The following is a 16,151-nucleotide window of genomic DNA, read 5'->3' on the forward strand; positions in this document are numbered from 1 at the left end:
CTGCGGCCATTGGTCCAACAGGCGAATGCGATGGAATTCAGCGGGGCGGCTTCTCAATCGCGGGCCACAGGGCCCGCCGGGGGGCCGTTCGGTACCTGCCGGTGGCGGCGGCTCCGGGCGCTCCATGGAGGTATGACGTATGTGCACGACATACCGCAGGCAGCCCCGGCACCGGGCGCGGGCGGCGGGAGGAACCGCTGGACGGCCCTCGTGGTGCTCTGTGTGTCGCTGCTGATCGTGACCTTGGACAACACCATTCTGAACGTGGCGCTGCCCACGCTGGTGAAGGAACTCGGCGCCACGACGACCCAGTTGCAGTGGATCGTGGACGCCTACGCACTGGCGTTCGCCGGGCTGATGCTGGTGGCCGGCAGCAGCGCCGACCGGTTCGGCCGCAGACGGGTCTTCACCACCGGGCTCGCCGTGTTCGGCGCGGCCTCGGCGTGGGCCGCGTATTCGGGCTCGGTCGGGATGCTGATCGCGGCGCGCGCCGCGATGGGGGTCGGCGCGGCGATGATGATGCCGGCGACGCTGTCGATCATCACGAACGTGTTCCGGGACCCCGGCGAACGACGGCGGGCCATCGGTGTGTGGGCCGCCACCAGCGGACTCGGGATCGCCATCGGCCCGGTGGCGGGCGGCCTGCTGCTGGAGCACTTCTGGTGGGGCTCGGTCTTCTGGGTCAACATTCCCTTCGCGCTGGCCGGGCTGGTGTGCGCGCGGCTGCTGGTGCCGGAGTCCCGCAACCCCGCCGCGCTGCGACCGGACCCGGTCGGCGCCGTGCTGTCGATCGCGGGCCTCGGACTGCTGCTCTGGTCGATCATCGAGGCGCCGGTGCGCGGCTGGTCGTCGGCCCTGGTACTGGGCGCGGGCGGCGCCGGGCTGGCCGTGCTGGTGTGCTTCGCGCTGTGGGAGCGGGCCGGCAGCCACCCCATGCTGAACCTGCGCTTCTTCGCCGAGCGGCGCTTCTCGTTCGCCACCTCCTCCGTCGCCCTGGCGATGTTCGGGCTGTTCGGCGCGCTGTTCGTACTGACCCAGTACCTGCAGTTCAGCCTCGGCTACTCGGCCCTCGCCACGGGTGTCCGCACCCTGCCGGTGGCCGGCCTGCTGGCGCTTGTGGCGCCGCTGTCCCCCGTGCTGGTCCGTGCGGCGGGCACCAAGGCGGTCGTGGGCACGGGGCTGCTGGTCGTCTCGGGCGGTCTGTGGCAGCTGTCCCGCGCGGACGCGTCGTCGACGTACGGCGACGTCATCGCCGGCATGCTGCTGCTCGGTCTGGGCGCGGGGCTGGTGGTTCCGGCCGCGCTCGACTCCCTGATGGGCACGCTGCCGCCGGGAGACACCGGAGTGGGCTCGGCGTCGAACGGCGTGTCCGTCCAGCTGGGCGGCGCGCTCGGTGTCGCCGTGATCGGCAGTCTGCTGACGACGCGCTACCAGGACCGCATGGGCCCGCCCCTCGCGCCGTACCGTCTGCCGCGCGATGTGTCCGACAGTGTCCTCGGTTCCCTGGGTGGGGCGCTCGAACTGGCCGGGCGGGTGGGCGGCACGTCCGGGCGGCTGCTCGCGGCGCTGGCCCGTTCGGCGTTCGTCAGCGGGATGGGGCTCGGTCTGACGGTCGGCGCCGCGGTCGCGGCGTTCGGTGCGGCTCTGGCGTTCGCGGCCCTGCCGTCCCGGCCGCGTGACTGATCCGCTGCACCGGCATGCTTGGCCGGCGTGTGTCAGTCGTGCGGTGCGATGCCGGCGAGGACGAGTTCCACCACGCCGTCCAGGAACGTCTCGTCCAGGGGCTCGCGGGTCAGCAGCAGCCGCATGTGCAGGGGGCCCATGAGCGCCTCGAAGACGAGGCGGTGGTCGAGGCCGGGACGCAGTTCGCCCCGTTCCTCGGCCCGGGTCAGCACGGCCGACCCGGCGGCGAAGCGGTGGTCCCAGAACCGTTCGCGGGCGCCCTCGTACTCCGCCATGTCCGCACGCAGCGCCAGCCGCAACAGCAGTTCGCCGAGGGGGGTACGGACGAACGCGGCGGTGCCCTGCAGCAGTGCGGCCAGGTCGGTGCGCAGGGCTCCCGTGTCCGGCACGGGCACTTCCGTCCCGGTGCGGTCGAGCACCGCTTCGAGCGCCAGGTTGAACCTGGTGCCCCAGCGCCGGTAGACCGAGCTCTCGTGGACGCCGGCGCGGCGGGCGATGTCGCCGATCGAGAGGGCGTCGAGGCCGCCGTCGAGCAGGACGTCGACCGTCGCCGCGAGGACCGCGGCGCGGACTCGGGCGCTGCGGCCGCCTGGTCGGCGCACTCGGGAGGTGGTGGGGCCCGGCACCCCGCCAACGTATCCCAGGAGCCGTCACCGCAGACGGTGGTCAGCCCGCCTTGCGGTGCGGCGCGGACTCCTGTTCCGGGCGCGGGAGCCTTACGACCGTCTCGCCGGGGTCCCTCGACCGGCGGGGTGTCGGCGGCCGGTGGCCGGTGCCGCCCGGTGTGAGCGCGGCGACCAGCAGCGCGGCCGCGACGGTGGCCACCAGACCGGCCAGGACGACGAGGGTGAACGAGATCCAGAAACCGTCCGGGAGAAGCATCGAAACGACCTCCCACTAAAGCGAGTTTCTTTGCGTCTACAGTCTTTCGCCGTGTTCCCCTCTAATGCAAGGAGTGTCGCTTTTGGGGGGTGGGAACCGGCCGGAGAGCGCTTGCCTACCATTGCGGGGTGAGACCGGTCGTCGCCTGCGAGAAGGGGTCCGATGGAACTGCGCCATCTCCAGCACTTCGTGGCGGTTGCCGAGGACCAGCACTTCACCAGGGCGGCCGAGCGCCTCATGGTGTCCCAATCCGGCCTGTCGGCCTCGATCCGGGCGCTGGAGCGGGAGCTGCAGACGCCGCTGTTCGTGCGGACGACCCGCCGGGTGACGCTGACGGAGGCCGGACGGGCGCTGCTGGGTGAGGCGGAGCGCATTCTGGCGCAGGTCCGGGCCGCGCACGAGGCGGTGGCCGCCGTGCAGGGGGTGCTGCGGGGCACGCTCTCGCTGGGTACCGAGCAGTGCATCGCGGGGGTGCACACGGCACGCCTGCTGGCCACGTTCCGGCACCGGCATCCGGACGTGGAGATCCGGCTGCGGCAGGCCGGCTCGGTGGAGCTCGCCGAGGAGGTCGCCGCTGGCCGGCTGGACCTGGCGTTCGCCTACCGCACCCAGGCGGACACCGACCAGCTCCGCTCGGCGGCGCTGACCGCAGAACCGATGACCGTCCTGTGCCACCCCAGCCACCGGCTGGCCGCCGACGGCATGGCCGTCACCCCGGACGACCTGGCGGACGAGGTGTTCGTCGACTTCCACCCCGACTGGGGCCCGCGCCGCACGACCGACGCCGCGTTCGCCGCGGCGGGTGTACGGCGCACCGTGGCGCTGGAGGTGAACGACGTGCACAGCCTGCTGGACCTGGTCGACGAGAACCTCGGCGTCGCGGTGGTGCCCCGGCACTTCCGGCACAAGCGGGAGACGCTGACCGCCCTGGCCGTGAAGGACACCGACGAGACCGTGTACGAGACGGTGGCGCTGCTTCCGCAGCACCGGGCCACCAGCCCGGCGGCCCGGGCCCTGATGGCGCTTCTGGAACAGGAGACGCAGGACGGGCCGTGATGCGCGATGGTGGAGGGATGCATGCCAAGGACATCCTCATCGACGCGTTCGGCCGCATCCGGGAAGAAGTCCACTCCGTCGTGGAGGGACTCGGACCGGACGTGCTCAACGCCCGCCCGACCCACGACGCCAACTCCATCGGCTGGCTGGTCTGGCACCTCACCCGCGTCCAGGACGACCACGTCGCCGACGCCTTCGGGCTCGACCAGGTGTGGCTCGCGGAGGACTGGGAGAAGCGCTTCGGCCTCGACCTGTCCCGCCGCGACACCGGGTACGGCCACAGCGCGGCGAAGGTCGCCAAGGTGCGGGTCGACTCCCCCGACCTGCTGACCGGCTACTACGACGCCGTCCACGAGCAGACCCTGCGAGCGCTGCGCTCACTGTCCGCCGCCGATCTGGAGCGCGTGGTCGACGAACGCTGGGAGCCGCCGGTCACCCTGGGCGTACGGCTGGTCAGCGTCCTGTCCGACGATCTGCAGCACGTCGGGCAGGCCGCCTACCTTCGCGGTCAGCTTCAGAGCGCGGCTTCGTAGCCGGGCAGGACGACGTCCTCGATGAGGGCCTTGCGCTCGTCGAACGGGATGAACGCGCTCTTGAGGGCGTTCACCGTGACGGTGCGCAGGTCCTCGACCGTCCAGCCGGCCTCCCGCACCAGCAGCGACATCTCGCGGGTCATCGTCGTGCCCGACACCAGACGGTTGTCGGTGTTGAGGGTGACCCGGAAGCCGAGGTCCTTCAAGGCAGTGATCGGGTGCTCGGCGATCGAAGTCGCCGCTCCCGTCTGGAGGTTGGACGTCGGGCACATCTCCAGGGCGACACGGCGGTCCCGGACCCAGCCGGCGAGCCGTCCGAGCTTGCCGTCGACGATGTCGTCGGTGATGCGCACGCCGTGCCCGATGCGCTGGGCGCCGCACACCTGCAGGGCCTGGTGGATGCTGGGCAGGCCGTGCGCCTCGCCTGCGTGGATGGTGAAGGGCACGCTCTCGCGGCGCAGGTGCTCGAAGGCGTCCAGGTGGTCGGCGGGCGGGAACCCGTCCTCCGCGCCGGCGATGTCGAAGCCGACCACACCGGCGTCCCGGAAGGCGACGGCCAGGTCCGCGGCCTCGCGGACCCGGTCGAACATCCGCATGCCGCACAGCAGGGTGCCGACGCGGACCGGAGTCCCGGCGGCGGCCGCCTTGGCCATGCCGGAGGCGAGACCCTCCTGGACGGTCTCGACGACCTCGCTCAGGGCCAGCCCGCCGGCGGTGTTCAGCTCGGGCGCGTAGCGCACCTCGCCGTAGACGACGCCGTCGGCGGCCAGGTCGAGGACGTACTCCTCGGCGGTGCGCAGCAGCCCCTCCCGGGTCTGCATCACGGCGAGGGTGTGCTCGAAGGTGGCTATGTAACGCACCAGGTCACCGGAGTTGGCGGCCTCGTAGTACCAGGCGGCCAGCTCGTCCGGGTCGGTGGTCGGCAGGGTGTGCCCGACCGTCTCCGCGAGCTCCACCACGGTCTCGGGGCGCAGACCGCCGTCGAGGTGGTCGTGCAGGACGGCCTTGGGGAGGCGGCGGATCACATCGGCATCTACGCGCGTAGCAGTCATGGCGGGCTTTCTCGGGCAGGCGGTTCTGGGGAAGCGGGAGGAGGTCAGTCGGCGGGCTGGAGCAGGTCCCAGCGGTTGCCGTACAGGTCCTGGAAGACGGCGACCGAGCCGTAGGGCTCGTGGCGCGGCGCCTCCAGGAACGTCACGCCCGCGGCGAGCATGCGGGCGTGGTCGCGGGCGAAGTCGTCGGTGTGCAGGAAGAAGCCGACGCGGCCGCCGGTCTGGTCACCGATCCGGGCGCGCTGGGCCTCCCCCTTGGCGCGGGCGAGCAGCAGGGCCGAGCCCTGCTCCGGCGCACCCGGTTCGACGACGACCCAGCGGGAGCCGTCCGGTCGCGGCGCGTCCTCGGCGAGCCGGAACCCGAGGGCCTCCGTGTAGAAGCCGATCGCCTCGTCATAGTCGTCCACGACGAGGGTGACCAGGGCGACGCGTCTCATCGGGGGCCTTCCGCAGCAGGGGATTGACGGGTGAGGTTATACGTAAAACGTCACGAACGCCAGTCCGCCGTCACGGGCGTCGCCGTGGCGCCGGTCCCGCTTCCGGCGGTGGCGGTTTCCGGGAGGGAGGAGGTCGATGGGACCAGGACCGAAGGCCGAGGTGCGAGCGCGTGCGCATCGGTAGCATGCGGGGGAATGAAGATCACCGAGCCGCCCCGTGATCCGCGGCGGCGCAAGGACGACGTACTCGCCCGGTTCGCAGGGGAGTCGGACGTCTGGGTGACGACCGCCGACGCGGACGGACTGCCGTGTCTGGTCGCGTTGGGGTTCGTCCGGGACGGCGCGTGCTTCTGGCTGTGCACCCGCCTGACCGATCCCACCGGCCGCAATCTGCGCGACGGCGGGCGCACCAGGCTCGCCTTCGGCGACACCCGGGACGTCGTGCTCGTCGACGGCGACGTGGAGACGTTCTCCCGCGCGCAGGTGCCGGGTATGGCGGCGGAGGCGTTCGCGGACAGGACCGGCTGGGATCCGCGAGCGGACGCGGAGTCCTACGCGTACTTCCGGGTCCGGCCCCGCGCCGTGCAGGCGTGGTGCGGGGTGCACGAGTTGCCGGGGCGCCACCTTGTGCGACGGCGCCTGGACGGTCTGAGCGGTTCGGGCTCGGGCAAGGCGACCGACGGTGGGCACTCAGCGGGGCACGAGAACCATGCGGAAGCGGGCGCCGCCGGAGAGCATCTTGCGGTAGGCCGCGTCGGCCTGGTCCAGCGGGACCGTCTCGGTCATCGGACGGATGCCGTGCAGAGCGCTGAAGGCCATGGTGTCCTGCACGTCCTGCGCGGTGCCGGACGGGTGGCCACGGACGATCCTGCCGCGCATCAGCAGCTGGACGGGGCTGATGCCCATCGCTTCGCTGTCGGCCCCGATGGCGACGAGTTCGCCGCGGTGCGCGAGGCCGTCGACGGTGGCCGTGATGGCCTCGGAGTTGCCCGCGGTGGCCAGGACGACCTTGCAGCCGCCGAGCGACTGGAGCGCCTCGGCGACCGGGGTGGCGGTCCTGCTGTCGACGTAGTGGTGGGCGCCGAGCCGCTTGGCGAAGTCCGCCTTGTCCGCCCCGCGCGCGATCGCCACGGTCTCGAAGCCCATGGCGACGGCGTACTGCACCCCCAGATGGCCGAGGCCGCCGAGCCCGAGCACCGCGACGAGGTCGCCGGGCCGGGCGGAGCTGCGCCGGAGCCCGTTGAACACGGTGACGCCGGCGCAGGCCATGGGTCCGGCATCGGTCGCCGAGAGCGCGTCGGGAATGCGGGCCAGCGCGTCCACCGGCGCGATCATCCGCTCCGCGAAACCGCCGTCGTAGGCCCAGCCGGGCACCTTGAGGTTGTCGCACACGATGAAGTCGCCCTGCCGGCAGGGTGTGCAGTGGCCGCAGCTGCCGCCGAACCAGCCCACGGCCACGCGGTCGCCCGTCCGCCAGCCCTTCGCGTCCGCTCCCTCGCCGAGTTCCTCGATCCGGCCGGCGCTCTCGTGCCCGGGCACCAGTGGGAACCGGACGCCCGGCACTCCGGCGTTCACGAACAGGGCGTCGCTGTGGCAGATCCCGCACGCCTCCACGGCGATCCGCACGTGCCCGGGGCCCGGCCGCGGCACCTCGCGTTCGGTGATCTGGAACTGTCCACCGGCGGCGTCCACTTGGGCGACTCGATAGGTACTCATCCGCATCTCCTGGAAGGGGCCGGGCCGTGGACCGTCACGCGAGCAGCCGGCGCTTCTGTTCCTCGAACTCGGCTTCCGTCAGGACGCCTTGGGCCTTCAGCTCGCCCAACTGCTTGAGCTGGTCGATCTTGTTGGTCATGTCCTCGGTCGTGGAGGTGGTGGGCGCCGGCTGGGGCGGAGGCGGCGGCGCCTGCTGGTAATAGCCCTGGGGCTCCTGGTAGCCCTGTGACTGTTGCGCCTGGGCGGCCCAACGCCCCTGCTGGCGACGGGAGACACGGTTGGACACGGCGGTCGCCGTGCCCGCGACCACAGCCGTGCGGGCAACCCCGCGAAGAAGTCCTGGCATGGGATATCGCCTCTCACCCGTAAGTCGTGGAACGACGCTGTCTGTTGTTCACCGGTCACCGGATCACGAGTTCTCCGTGGCCCGTGCCGCACCTCACGACGCCGCCTCGGCGGCCTCGAGGGCGGCGAGGACGGCCTGTACGTTCAGGCGCCCGGAGGCGACGAGTTGCGCACCGCCGCGTCGCAGGGCGCGGGCGAAGGGCGCCGCCCAGAGGTTCTCGTAGACCAGCAGGCCGGCCGAGTTGCCCGGCTCCACCGCCGCGGCCGCCTCTTCCAGGTCGTCCTGCCCCAGCAGGTCGGAGCTGGCCCCCTCGAAGACGGCGAGGTCGAGGTGCCCGTCCCCGGTGAGGTCGGCGATCTCCAGGGCGGTCACCGAGCCGTCCTCGTCCTTCTTGATGAACCTCAGGTCCAGGATGCGGATGATGCCGCGGTCGACCAGGTCGACCAGCAGGGGGAAGCCCTCGCCCGTCATGTGACTGCCGGGGAACTCGACCACGACGTAGTCGATCGGCCCCATGTCCTCGAACTGCTCGCTCACGGTGATCACCTCTGGCAGGCGTACGTCCCCTGATTGTCATTCCATCACCGGACATGGGCCACCGCACCTTGTGTCCCGGTCCGTCCGTGTCACCCGGCCGGTTGCGCAGGGCTCGACCATCCTGCTCAGCCGGGATTCCCTTGAAGACATGACATACAGCGACGCACTCCCCCCTGGGCGGCCGCAGGACGGCGAGCTGGAAGAACTGCGGCGTCGGGTGAGCGAACTGGAGAGCGCCCGGCACAAGCCCAAGCACCGGATGCGGGCGCTCGGTTCGGCCCTCCTGATCATCCTGGCGTCGCTGCTGGCCCTGCTCGCCGTGGTCGCGGTGTGGGCGAACAGCATCGTCCGGGACACCGATCGCTACGTCGCCACCATGGCGCCGCTCGCGTCGAACCCCGACATCCAGAAGGCGGTGACCAACCGGGTCACCGACGCCGTTCTCCAGCGGGTCGACGTGGACGGGCTCGTGAAGGAGCTGAGCGACGCGGCCGCGCAGAAGGGCGTGCCGCCACGGATCGCGACCCTGGTCGGCAATCTGGACGGCCCCATCGAGAACGGCCTGAAGCAACTGGTGAGCAACACCGTGCTGCGCGTGGTCTCCAGCCCCGCCTTCGAGACGGCCTGGACGAACGCCAACCGCCGGGCCCACAGCGCCGTGAACAAGGCGCTGACGGGCAACAGCGACAGTGTCGTACGGCTGAAGGACAACGAGGTCGCCGTCGACGTCGGGCCCATCGTGGCCCAGGTGAAGCAGCGACTGGTCGACGCGGGGCTGGGGGTGGCGTCCAACATCCCGACGGTGCACACCGATTTCGTCGTGGTCGAGGGCAAGGACGTCGGCAAGGTCAAGTCGTACATGCGGGTGCTGCAGATCGTCGGCAACTGGCTGCCCGTCATCGCGGTGCTGATCGCCGCCGCCGGCGTGTTCCTGGCGGTCCATCGCAGGCGGGCGCTGATCGGTGCGGCGATCGGGGTGTTCCTCGCGATGGTGCTGCTCGGGGTGGCGCTGACCGTCTTCCGCGCGGTGTACCTGGACCATCTGCCGCCGGGCACCAACTCGGACGCCGCGGGCGCCGTCTACGACGCGCTGGTGCGCTTCCTGCGCTCCAGTGTGCGGGCGGTCGGGGCGCTGGCCCTGGTCACGGCCATCGGCGCGTTCTTCGTCGGTCCCTCCCACGGGGCCGTGTTCACGCGTCACTTCTTCAGCCGGAGCATCGGCGCGGGGCGGGACGCGTCCGTCTCGGCGGGACTGCGGCTGGGTCCGGTGGGCCGGTTCGTGCACCGCTTCAAGAAGTGGATCGGGGTGACGATCCTGGCAGTGGCCGCGATCGTGTTGTTCACCTGGAGCTACCCGACCACGGCGGTGGTCGTCTGGACCGCGCTGATCGTGCTCCTCGCCTTCGCCGTACGTGAGTTCCTGGACCCGGGGCCCAGCGGCGCACCCGGTGCGGTCTGACCGTCCGGCCGCTCGGCGGTGTCGTGGGCTCAGGACGTCAGCTGGGCGATGCTCCTGCTCACCAGGAACAGCCCGGCCACAAGGGCGACGCTCACGAGCGCCTGCTCCTGGTGGGTCTCGATCCAGGTGCGCAGCCTGCCGAGGCGCACCCGCGCCGAGTCCGGGGCGAACGTCGTGTAGATCTCCATGGTCAGCAGACTGCTCGCGGCGAGGAGGCAGTAACCGATCAGAGCCAGGTAGGAGGAGGCGTGCGACAGGTCGGCGCTGACCACCGTCGCCGCGCCTGCGGCCACGAGCCCCCAGGGCTGGAGCAACGGACCCAAGGCCGCCGCGGTCCACATGGACAACCGGTCGAGCCGTGACATCAACCCGCCTGAGGACCTGCGCCGTTGGCCGGTTCGCCCGCGGTTCCTGCGCCGGTACCAGCCGAACCCCACGAGCCCGAGGCCGATGGCGAGCTTGGCGGCTGACGCGGCGGTCGAGGGTGCGGACTTGGGAGCCGGCGGTTCGCCGCCGGTGGTGATCAGTACGGCGGCCAGGACGGCCACGAAACAGGCCAGCCAGGCGAGGATGAACGCCAGGCCCTTGCAGATGCCGCGTTCGGCCGACAGCACGAGGACGAACGCGGTCCCCGACAGGGGGAAGACGGCGATCGCGAGACCGATGACCACCAGGTCAAGCACCATCACGGCCCCGGTACGACGCTGCGCGCCCCGCGACGAAGCGGCTCTCGCCCATGGCTTAAGTCTCACCGGCGGTGAGGCACCCCACAAATCGCGGGATCACGGGCTCCTGGCCGCGGAGGGTGCTCTTCACCCGCTCGGCTCGCGCCGCGCCCCTCGCCGGGGGCCGTTCGGCCGCAGGGGCGGCAGGCTGGAAGCATGCAGCCTCGGACAGGGACCGGAAAGGACCGTCCGGACCGCCCGTCACGCCGTGCATCGGCGCGGAAGCGGAGCTCCTCGACGCGGGCCCGGCTGACGGGGCTGCGAAGCCGCGCCGAGACCCGGTTCCCGGTGATCACCCACCTGCTGTCGCACCTGATCTCGGTGAACGTGCTCGACTCGGCGACCCGGCTGGCCGCCCAGGCGTTCCTCACCGCCGTTCCGCTGCTGTTCGTGGTGGCCTCCATCGCCCCGCCGTCGCTGCGCGATCAGTTCGTCACGTCCGTGCGCGACGCCTTCGGGTTGTCCGGAAGCTCGGAGGCCGAGTTGACCAAGGTCATGCAGGGCACCGCAGGTCCCTCCGACGAGCTTCGGCAGACCACCGGTGTGGTGGGCGGGCTGATGGTCCTCATCTCGGCCACCGCGTGCAGCCGTGCCATGCAACGCCTGTGCGAGCGCGCCTGGAGCATGCCCAAGGCGGGCGCCCGGCTGGCCGCCTGGCGCTGGATCGCCTGGCTCGCGGCGTGGCTGCTCATGTTCGGAGTGCAGGGGCCCCTGCGCGACGGCTTCGGTCTCGGCCTGTGGCTGGGCGTGCCGCTGCTGCTGGTCGCGGAGACCGGCATCTGGTGGTGGACGCAGCATCTGCTGCTGGCCGCGCGCCTGCCGTGGCTTCCGCTGCTGCCGGGTGCGCTGCTGACCGGCACGGCGCTGAGCGTCCTGACGTCGTCCGCGTCGCTCTACGTGCCCCGGGCGCTCAACCGCAGCCTGGAGAAGTACGGCTCGCTGGGCGCGGTGTTCACCGTGTTGTCCTGGCTCATCTCGCTCTGCGTGGTCGTGGCCCTGTGCATCACCGCAGGCGCGGTCATCGCCCGTGAGCCCTGGGCGACCCGCCGTCTGGGCACGCTCGCGCCGCCGGTCACCGGTGCCGGCCGCGCGTAGTCAGCCGGCGCGAGGTGCCTCGGTGGCCGCCCGCTCGGCGGGCCGCTCCCCGACCGCGGGGATCCGCGGTCCCTGCGGCAGGCGCTGGCTGAGCACGAAGGACACGACCGACGCGAGCACCACGAGTGCCACGGTGTCCACATTGCCCAGCAGGAGCACGACCAGGACGACACTGCTCACCGGCAGTCGCAGGGCCGCGGTCACCGACGCCGCCATCCCGGCCGCCATCGCCGGGACCAGCCCCAGGCCGGGCAGCGGCGAAAGCAGCACACCGAACGCGCCGCCCAGGAACAGGGCGGGGAAGACGGGGCCGCCGCGCAGGCTGCCCAGGCACAGCGCGTACGTCAGCCCCTTGAAGACCAGTACGGCGATGAGGGCGCCCACCGACCAGGCGTGCGGGTCCTGTGCCAGTCCGGCCAGCGTGGTCTCCCCGGACAGGGCCGCGTCGGCCGGCGACCGACCCGTGGTGACGGAGTAGAGGGTGACGCAGACCGCCGCGCCCAGCGCGCACACTGTCGTGTTCCGCACGGTCCGGGTCGTGACGAAGCGGGCCGCGAACCGGCCGCCGACGAAGGCCCAGTGGACGAGGAACGCGATGAGGGGCGCCAGTACCAGCACCCACAGCACGTCCCCCCAGTCCAGCGGCGGCGGCTTGGGCAGGCCGATGGACAGGCTCCCCGTCTCCAGGCCGGTCCATCGGACGAACCCGGTGAAGATCAGGTCCCCCACCCCACTGGCGAGGAGGGCCGGCAGCATCAGCGCGAACAGTTGCGGCCCGCCCAGCCCGGCGACTTCCATCAGCAGAACCGCGCCCACGATCGGGTTCCCGAAGAGAGCGGAGATGGCCGCCGCGGCCCCGGCCGCACCGAGCAGCGACGTGCTGGCGTCGGTTTCCGGCGCCCGGACCAGCCTCGCGAACAGCAGGGCCAGTCCCCCGCCCATCGCGATCAGCGGTGCCTCGGGTCCCAGTACCGCGCCCAGGGGCAGACCGACCAGGGCGGCGATCACGACTCCCGGGAGCGCCTTCCGGGTGACGCCCCCCGAGTGCAGGCCCGCCGCCGGGACATGTCCGCCCCGGCCCGGAAGCCGCGCGACCACCACGCCGACGACCAGACCGGCCGCCGTCAGCAGGGGCACCCCCCACCACCAGGGGGCCTGCTTCCAGCCCAGATCCTTGGGCCAGGTCGTCCAGATCAGCTGCTCCAGCCGGTGGACCGCCACCAGGAACCAGAACGCGATCAGCGCCACCGGAATCCCGATGAGCCCGCAGAACACCAGGGCCCTGCGGTAGTCCGGCCGGCCGAGCATGGTGCGCAGCAGATCGGCTTCCGGGGGCTGGTTGCGCGCCGCGGGCCCGGAGCCGCTCTCCGACGTCGTTCCGGCGATGGGGTCCTCCCGGGGTCGGCGCCACGCCACGCGGTGGTGTCGGGCCGACCACCGCATGACCCCTCGGCGCATAGCACGACGAACATACCCATAGCGGAACGAAGGTGCTCGCCGTCGCGGAGCGATGGTGCGGCAGGCGGACCGGTCGCCCTGGCGCCGACAGCGCGGACCGTTCCCGGCGTGGTGGCGCTCCCCGCTGCCGGGACGGCCCTCTCAGCGGGTCGGGCTCAAGGGCTTCTCCAGCACCGCCTTGCGGTGGCTGAACGTCTCGATCGAGTAGCGGCCGTGGTAGCTGCCCATGCCGCTCTCTCCCACCCCGCCGAACGGCAGGTCGGAGACGGTGAGATGGGCGAGCGGCAGACCGTGCCCGAGGCCGCCGGAGGACGTCTCGGCGGCGATCCGGTCGCGGGTGTCGCCGGACTCCGAGAAGACGTACAGGGCGAGCGGCTTGTCGCGGTCGTTGATGAAGTCGATCGCCTCGTCCAGCCCGGGCACCGTGACGATCGGCAGGATCGGCCCGAAGATCTCCTCCCGCATCACCGGCGACTCGGGGTCGACGTCCGCCAGCACGGTCGGGGCGATGTACTTGGTGGCGCGGTCTCCGACGCCGCCGACGACCGTGCGGCCCGAGTCGAGCAGGCCGGTGAGCCGGTCGAAGTGACGTTCGTTGACGATCCGGCCGTATGCGCCGGAGGCCGAGGGGTTGTCGCCGTACAGCGCCTCGACCGCGCGGGTGAGGGCCGGCTCCAGGGCGGCGGCCGTCTCCGGGTCGGTCAGCACGTAGTCGGGGGCCACACAGGTCTGCCCGGCGTTGAGGAACTTGCCGCGGGCCAGCCGGTCGGCGACGACGTCGAGGTCGGCGCCCCGGTCGACGAACGCCGGGGATTTTCCGCCGAGTTCGAGGGTGACGGGGGTGAGGTGCTCGGCGGCGGCGCGCATGACGACGCGGCCGACGGTGCCGTTGCCGGTGTAGAAGATGTGGTCGAAGCGCTCGGCGAGCAGGGCCGTGGTCTCGGGGATGCCGCCCTCGACGACGGCGACCGCGTCGGTGTCGAGGTACTCCGGCAGCAGGCGGGCCAGGGCGGCGGAGGTGGCCGGGGCCAGTTCACTGGGCTTGACGACCACCGCGTTGCCCGCGGCGAGCGCGCCGACCAGCGGGGCCAGCAGGAGTTGGGCGGGGTAGTTCCAGGGCGCGATGACCAGGACGACGCCGAGCGGGTCGTACTGCGTCCAGGCGCGCGTGTCCTCGCCGAGGTGGGCCGGGACCGGGGCCGGTTCGGGGCGCAGCCAGTCGGTGAGGTGGTCGAGGGTGTGGTCGATCTCGCGGACCGTGAAGCCGATCTCGGTGCGGTCGGCCTCGGCGGCGCTCTTGCCGAGGTCGGCGTGGAGCGCGGCGGCCAGCTCGGGACCGTTCTCGGTGAGCATCTCGCGCAGGCGGCGCAACTGGGTGGTGCGCCACTCGACGGGCTTGGTGCGGCCGCTGCGGAAGGTGGCGCGCAGCCGGGCGACGAGGTCGGCGGGCTGCTCGGGGGTGGGCTGGTTCATGGTGCCTCGCTGGTGGAACGGTCGGGTCTGCATGGTCAGGTGTATATGCCAACCTTTCATACACCAAAATAAATTCCGGCAGCGAGGCGGGTCGCTCCCAGCATTGGCGTCACATGGACGGGAGCTCCCGTCGGCGGCCTTCCAGGAAGGCGCGCTCGGCTGGGCTCTCGGCGCGTTCGACGGCCGCCTCGTAGGCCCGTGCGGCCTCGGTCTCGCGGCCCAGCCGGCGCAGCAGGTCGGCGCGGACCGCGTGGAAGACGTGGTACGAGTCGAGGTCCAGGGCGTCGACGAGGTCCAGCGCCCGGCTCGGCCCCTCGGTCTCGGCGATCGCGACCGCCCGGTTCAGGGCCACGACCGGGCTCGGGGCGACGGCCATGAGCTGGTCGTAGAGCTGTACGATCTGCCCCCAGTCCGTGACCCGCGCGTGAGGCGCGTCGCTGTGGACGGCCTGGATGGCGGCCTGGATCTGGTACGGGCCGGGCCGGTTGCGGCGCAGACACCGTCGTACGAGGGACTGCCCCTCGGCGATGAGCTCGCGGTCCCAGCGCTCGCGGTCCTGCTCGGGCAGCGGCACCAGCGCACCGTCCGCGTCCACGCGGGCGTCCCGGCGCGACTCGACGAGCAGCATCAGCGCGAGCAGCCCGGTGACCTCGGCCTCGTCCGGCATCAGCTCGGCCAGGAGGCGGCCGAGGCGTACGGCCTCCGCGCACAGCCCGGGTGAGCCTTCGTACCCCTGGTTGAAGATCAGGTAGACGACGGCCAGCACGCCCGCCAGTCGGTCGGGCAGGTCTGCGTCACGCGGTACGCGGTAGGGGATCCGGGCGGCACGGATCTTGGCCTTGGCACGGACCAGGCGCTGCGCCATGGTCGGTTCGGGCACGAGGAAGGCGCGGGCGATCTGCGGTGTGGACAGCCCGCCCAGCAGGCGCAGGGTCAGGGCGACCCGCGCCTGGGGGGCGAGCGCGGGGTGGCAGCAGGTGAAGATCAGGCGGAGCCGGTCGTCGCGCACGGGGCCCTCCTCGGCCGGTGCGTCGGCGGCGTGCAGCAGGGCGGCCTCGGCGTGTCGCTCGTCGCGTGACGCCTCCCGGCGCAGCCGGTCGATCGCCCTGTTGCGGGCCGTGGTGATGATCCAGCCGGCCGGGCTCGGTGGCACGCCGGTATCGGGCCAGCGCTGCACGGCGGTGGTGAAGGCGTCCTGGACGGCTTCCTCGGCGAGGTCGATGTCGCCGAGGAAGCGCACCAGGACGGCGACCGCCCGGCCGTACTCCGCGCGGAACACGGCCTCGACGTCGACGGTGTCGGGCACGGGCACTAGTGGCTCTCCACGAAGGGCCGGACCTCGATCGGCAGCGTGGTGGCGCGGACCGCCTTCCTGCCCCACTCCAGCGCTTCGTCCAGGTCGGCGGCCTGGATCAGGCACAGCCCGCCCAGGTACTCCTTGCCCTCGGCGAAGGGCCCGTCGGTGATCAGGACGTCGCCGCTCTCGGACCGCAGCATGGTCGCGGTCTCGGGGGCGTGCAGACCGCCGGCGAAGACCCAGGCGCCGGCGTCGCGCAGTTCCTGGTTGAAGGCCTCGACATCCCGCATGATCGCGGCCATCGCGTCGGGCTCCGGGGGCGTGCCGTCGGTGGGGGTGACCACGCTGAGCAGGTAGTACGTCATGACGTCCTCCTAGGCGTCGTAACTGATGTCTCACCTC

Annotated in this window: 17 protein-coding genes and 1 pseudogene; 6 read left to right on the forward strand and 12 right to left on the reverse strand. The window is 72.0% G+C overall.

The genetic code is table 11. The annotated features are described in order from the left end of the window. Nucleotides 1-132 precede the first annotated feature (132 nt). Nucleotides 133-1,683: an MFS transporter gene (locus FBY22_RS23235; RefSeq protein ID WP_160159929.1), complete on the forward strand. Its 1,551-nt coding sequence runs from the start codon at nucleotides 133-135 to the stop codon at nucleotides 1,681-1,683. Nucleotides 1,684-1,715: 32 nt separating this feature from the next. Here FBY22_RS23235 and FBY22_RS23240 read toward each other — a convergent pair whose 3' ends face one another. Both FBY22_RS23240 and FBY22_RS23245 read right to left on the reverse strand, forming a co-directional pair. Continuing rightward, a complete protein-coding gene (locus FBY22_RS23240; protein ID WP_142148946.1) occupies nucleotides 1,716-2,309 on the reverse strand; it encodes a TetR/AcrR family transcriptional regulator in 594 nt (197 codons plus the stop codon). 40 nt (nucleotides 2,310-2,349) lie between these two features. Next, a complete protein-coding gene (locus FBY22_RS23245) occupies nucleotides 2,350-2,565 on the reverse strand; it encodes a hypothetical protein (protein ID WP_142148948.1) in 216 nt (71 codons plus the stop codon). Nucleotides 2,566-2,727: 162 nt separating this feature from the next. On the opposite strand from FBY22_RS23245, the gene FBY22_RS23250 reads away from it, so the two are divergent. Both FBY22_RS23250 and FBY22_RS23255 read left to right on the forward strand, forming a co-directional pair. Continuing rightward, nucleotides 2,728-3,621 carry a LysR family transcriptional regulator gene (locus FBY22_RS23250; protein ID WP_142148950.1) on the forward strand — a complete coding sequence of 298 codons (894 nt, stop codon included), beginning with the start codon at nucleotides 2,728-2,730 and terminating at the stop codon, nucleotides 3,619-3,621. Nucleotides 3,622-3,638: 17 nt separating this feature from the next. After that, on the forward strand, nucleotides 3,639-4,154 hold the full coding sequence (locus FBY22_RS23255) for a mycothiol transferase (protein WP_142148952.1): 516 nt from the start codon (nucleotides 3,639-3,641) through the stop codon (nucleotides 4,152-4,154). On the opposite strand, the gene FBY22_RS23260 is transcribed toward FBY22_RS23255, so the two are convergent. Continuing rightward, nucleotides 4,136-5,206 (reverse strand): adenosine deaminase, encoded by a 1,071-nt coding sequence (locus FBY22_RS23260; protein WP_142148954.1) that lies wholly within the window; start codon nucleotides 5,204-5,206, stop codon nucleotides 4,136-4,138. The genes FBY22_RS23255 and FBY22_RS23260 overlap by 19 nt on opposite strands. Nucleotides 5,207-5,250: 44 nt before the next feature. Next, the gene (locus FBY22_RS23265; protein ID WP_142148956.1) at nucleotides 5,251-5,643 is read right to left on the reverse strand and encodes a VOC family protein; all 393 of its coding nucleotides are present in this window, start codon (nucleotides 5,641-5,643) and stop codon (nucleotides 5,251-5,253) included. 195 nt (nucleotides 5,644-5,838) lie between these two features. Between FBY22_RS23265 and FBY22_RS45330 the strand changes: the two are divergent. After that, nucleotides 5,839-6,063, forward strand: a pseudogene (locus FBY22_RS45330) (pyridoxamine 5'-phosphate oxidase family protein); the annotation flags it as partial. A gap of 270 nt (nucleotides 6,064-6,333) precedes the next feature. Here FBY22_RS45330 and FBY22_RS23275 read toward each other — a convergent pair. The 3 genes from FBY22_RS23275 to FBY22_RS23285 form a co-directional block, all read right to left on the reverse strand. Continuing rightward, nucleotides 6,334-7,359, reverse strand: coding sequence for an alcohol dehydrogenase catalytic domain-containing protein (locus FBY22_RS23275; RefSeq protein WP_142148958.1), 1,026 nt, complete (start codon nucleotides 7,357-7,359; stop codon nucleotides 6,334-6,336). A 34-nt stretch (nucleotides 7,360-7,393) separates the two neighbouring features. Then, a complete protein-coding gene (locus FBY22_RS23280; RefSeq protein WP_142148960.1) occupies nucleotides 7,394-7,705 on the reverse strand; it encodes an SHOCT domain-containing protein in 312 nt (103 codons plus the stop codon). 93 nt (nucleotides 7,706-7,798) lie between these two features. Continuing rightward, nucleotides 7,799-8,221: a DUF6325 family protein gene (locus tag FBY22_RS23285; protein ID WP_142152467.1), complete on the reverse strand. Its 423-nt coding sequence runs from the start codon at nucleotides 8,219-8,221 to the stop codon at nucleotides 7,799-7,801. A 169-nt stretch (nucleotides 8,222-8,390) separates the two neighbouring features. On the opposite strand from FBY22_RS23285, the gene FBY22_RS23290 reads away from it, so the two are divergent. Then, nucleotides 8,391-9,701: a hypothetical protein gene (locus tag FBY22_RS23290; protein ID WP_174267246.1), complete on the forward strand. Its 1,311-nt coding sequence runs from the start codon at nucleotides 8,391-8,393 to the stop codon at nucleotides 9,699-9,701. Between the two features lie 29 nt (nucleotides 9,702-9,730). Here the strand turns inward: FBY22_RS23290 and FBY22_RS23295 are convergent, their stop codons facing one another. Next, the gene (locus FBY22_RS23295; RefSeq protein ID WP_142148962.1) at nucleotides 9,731-10,387 is read right to left on the reverse strand and encodes a GAP family protein; all 657 of its coding nucleotides are present in this window, start codon (nucleotides 10,385-10,387) and stop codon (nucleotides 9,731-9,733) included. A 327-nt stretch (nucleotides 10,388-10,714) separates the two neighbouring features. Between FBY22_RS23295 and FBY22_RS23300 the strand changes: the two genes are divergently transcribed. Continuing rightward, entirely contained in the window at nucleotides 10,715-11,521 is an 807-nt protein-coding gene (locus FBY22_RS23300; RefSeq protein ID WP_260845085.1) for a YhjD/YihY/BrkB family envelope integrity protein, read from the forward strand. Here FBY22_RS23300 and FBY22_RS23305 read toward each other — a convergent pair whose 3' ends face one another. The 4 genes from FBY22_RS23305 to FBY22_RS23320 form a co-directional block, all read right to left on the reverse strand. Continuing rightward, complete coding sequence (locus FBY22_RS23305) at nucleotides 11,522-12,829, reverse strand: chloride channel protein (RefSeq protein WP_142152469.1); 1,308 nt, start codon at nucleotides 12,827-12,829, stop codon at nucleotides 11,522-11,524. It abuts the gene before it with no gap. Nucleotides 12,830-13,120: 291 nt separating this feature from the next. After that, on the reverse strand, nucleotides 13,121-14,452 hold the full coding sequence (locus FBY22_RS23310; protein ID WP_142152470.1) for an aldehyde dehydrogenase family protein: 1,332 nt from the start codon (nucleotides 14,450-14,452) through the stop codon (nucleotides 13,121-13,123). A 109-nt stretch (nucleotides 14,453-14,561) separates the two neighbouring features. Further along, on the reverse strand, nucleotides 14,562-15,758 hold the full coding sequence (locus FBY22_RS23315) for an RNA polymerase sigma factor (protein ID WP_142148965.1): 1,197 nt from the start codon (nucleotides 15,756-15,758) through the stop codon (nucleotides 14,562-14,564). A gap of 5 nt (nucleotides 15,759-15,763) precedes the next feature. Beyond that, nucleotides 15,764-16,114, reverse strand: coding sequence for a YciI family protein (locus FBY22_RS23320; protein ID WP_142148967.1), 351 nt, complete (start codon nucleotides 16,112-16,114; stop codon nucleotides 15,764-15,766). Nucleotides 16,115-16,151: the final 37 nt, after the last annotated feature.

Origin of the sequence: Streptomyces sp. SLBN-31 (assembly GCF_006715395.1) — a bacterium.
Lineage (GTDB): Bacteria > Actinomycetota > Actinomycetes > Streptomycetales > Streptomycetaceae > Streptomyces.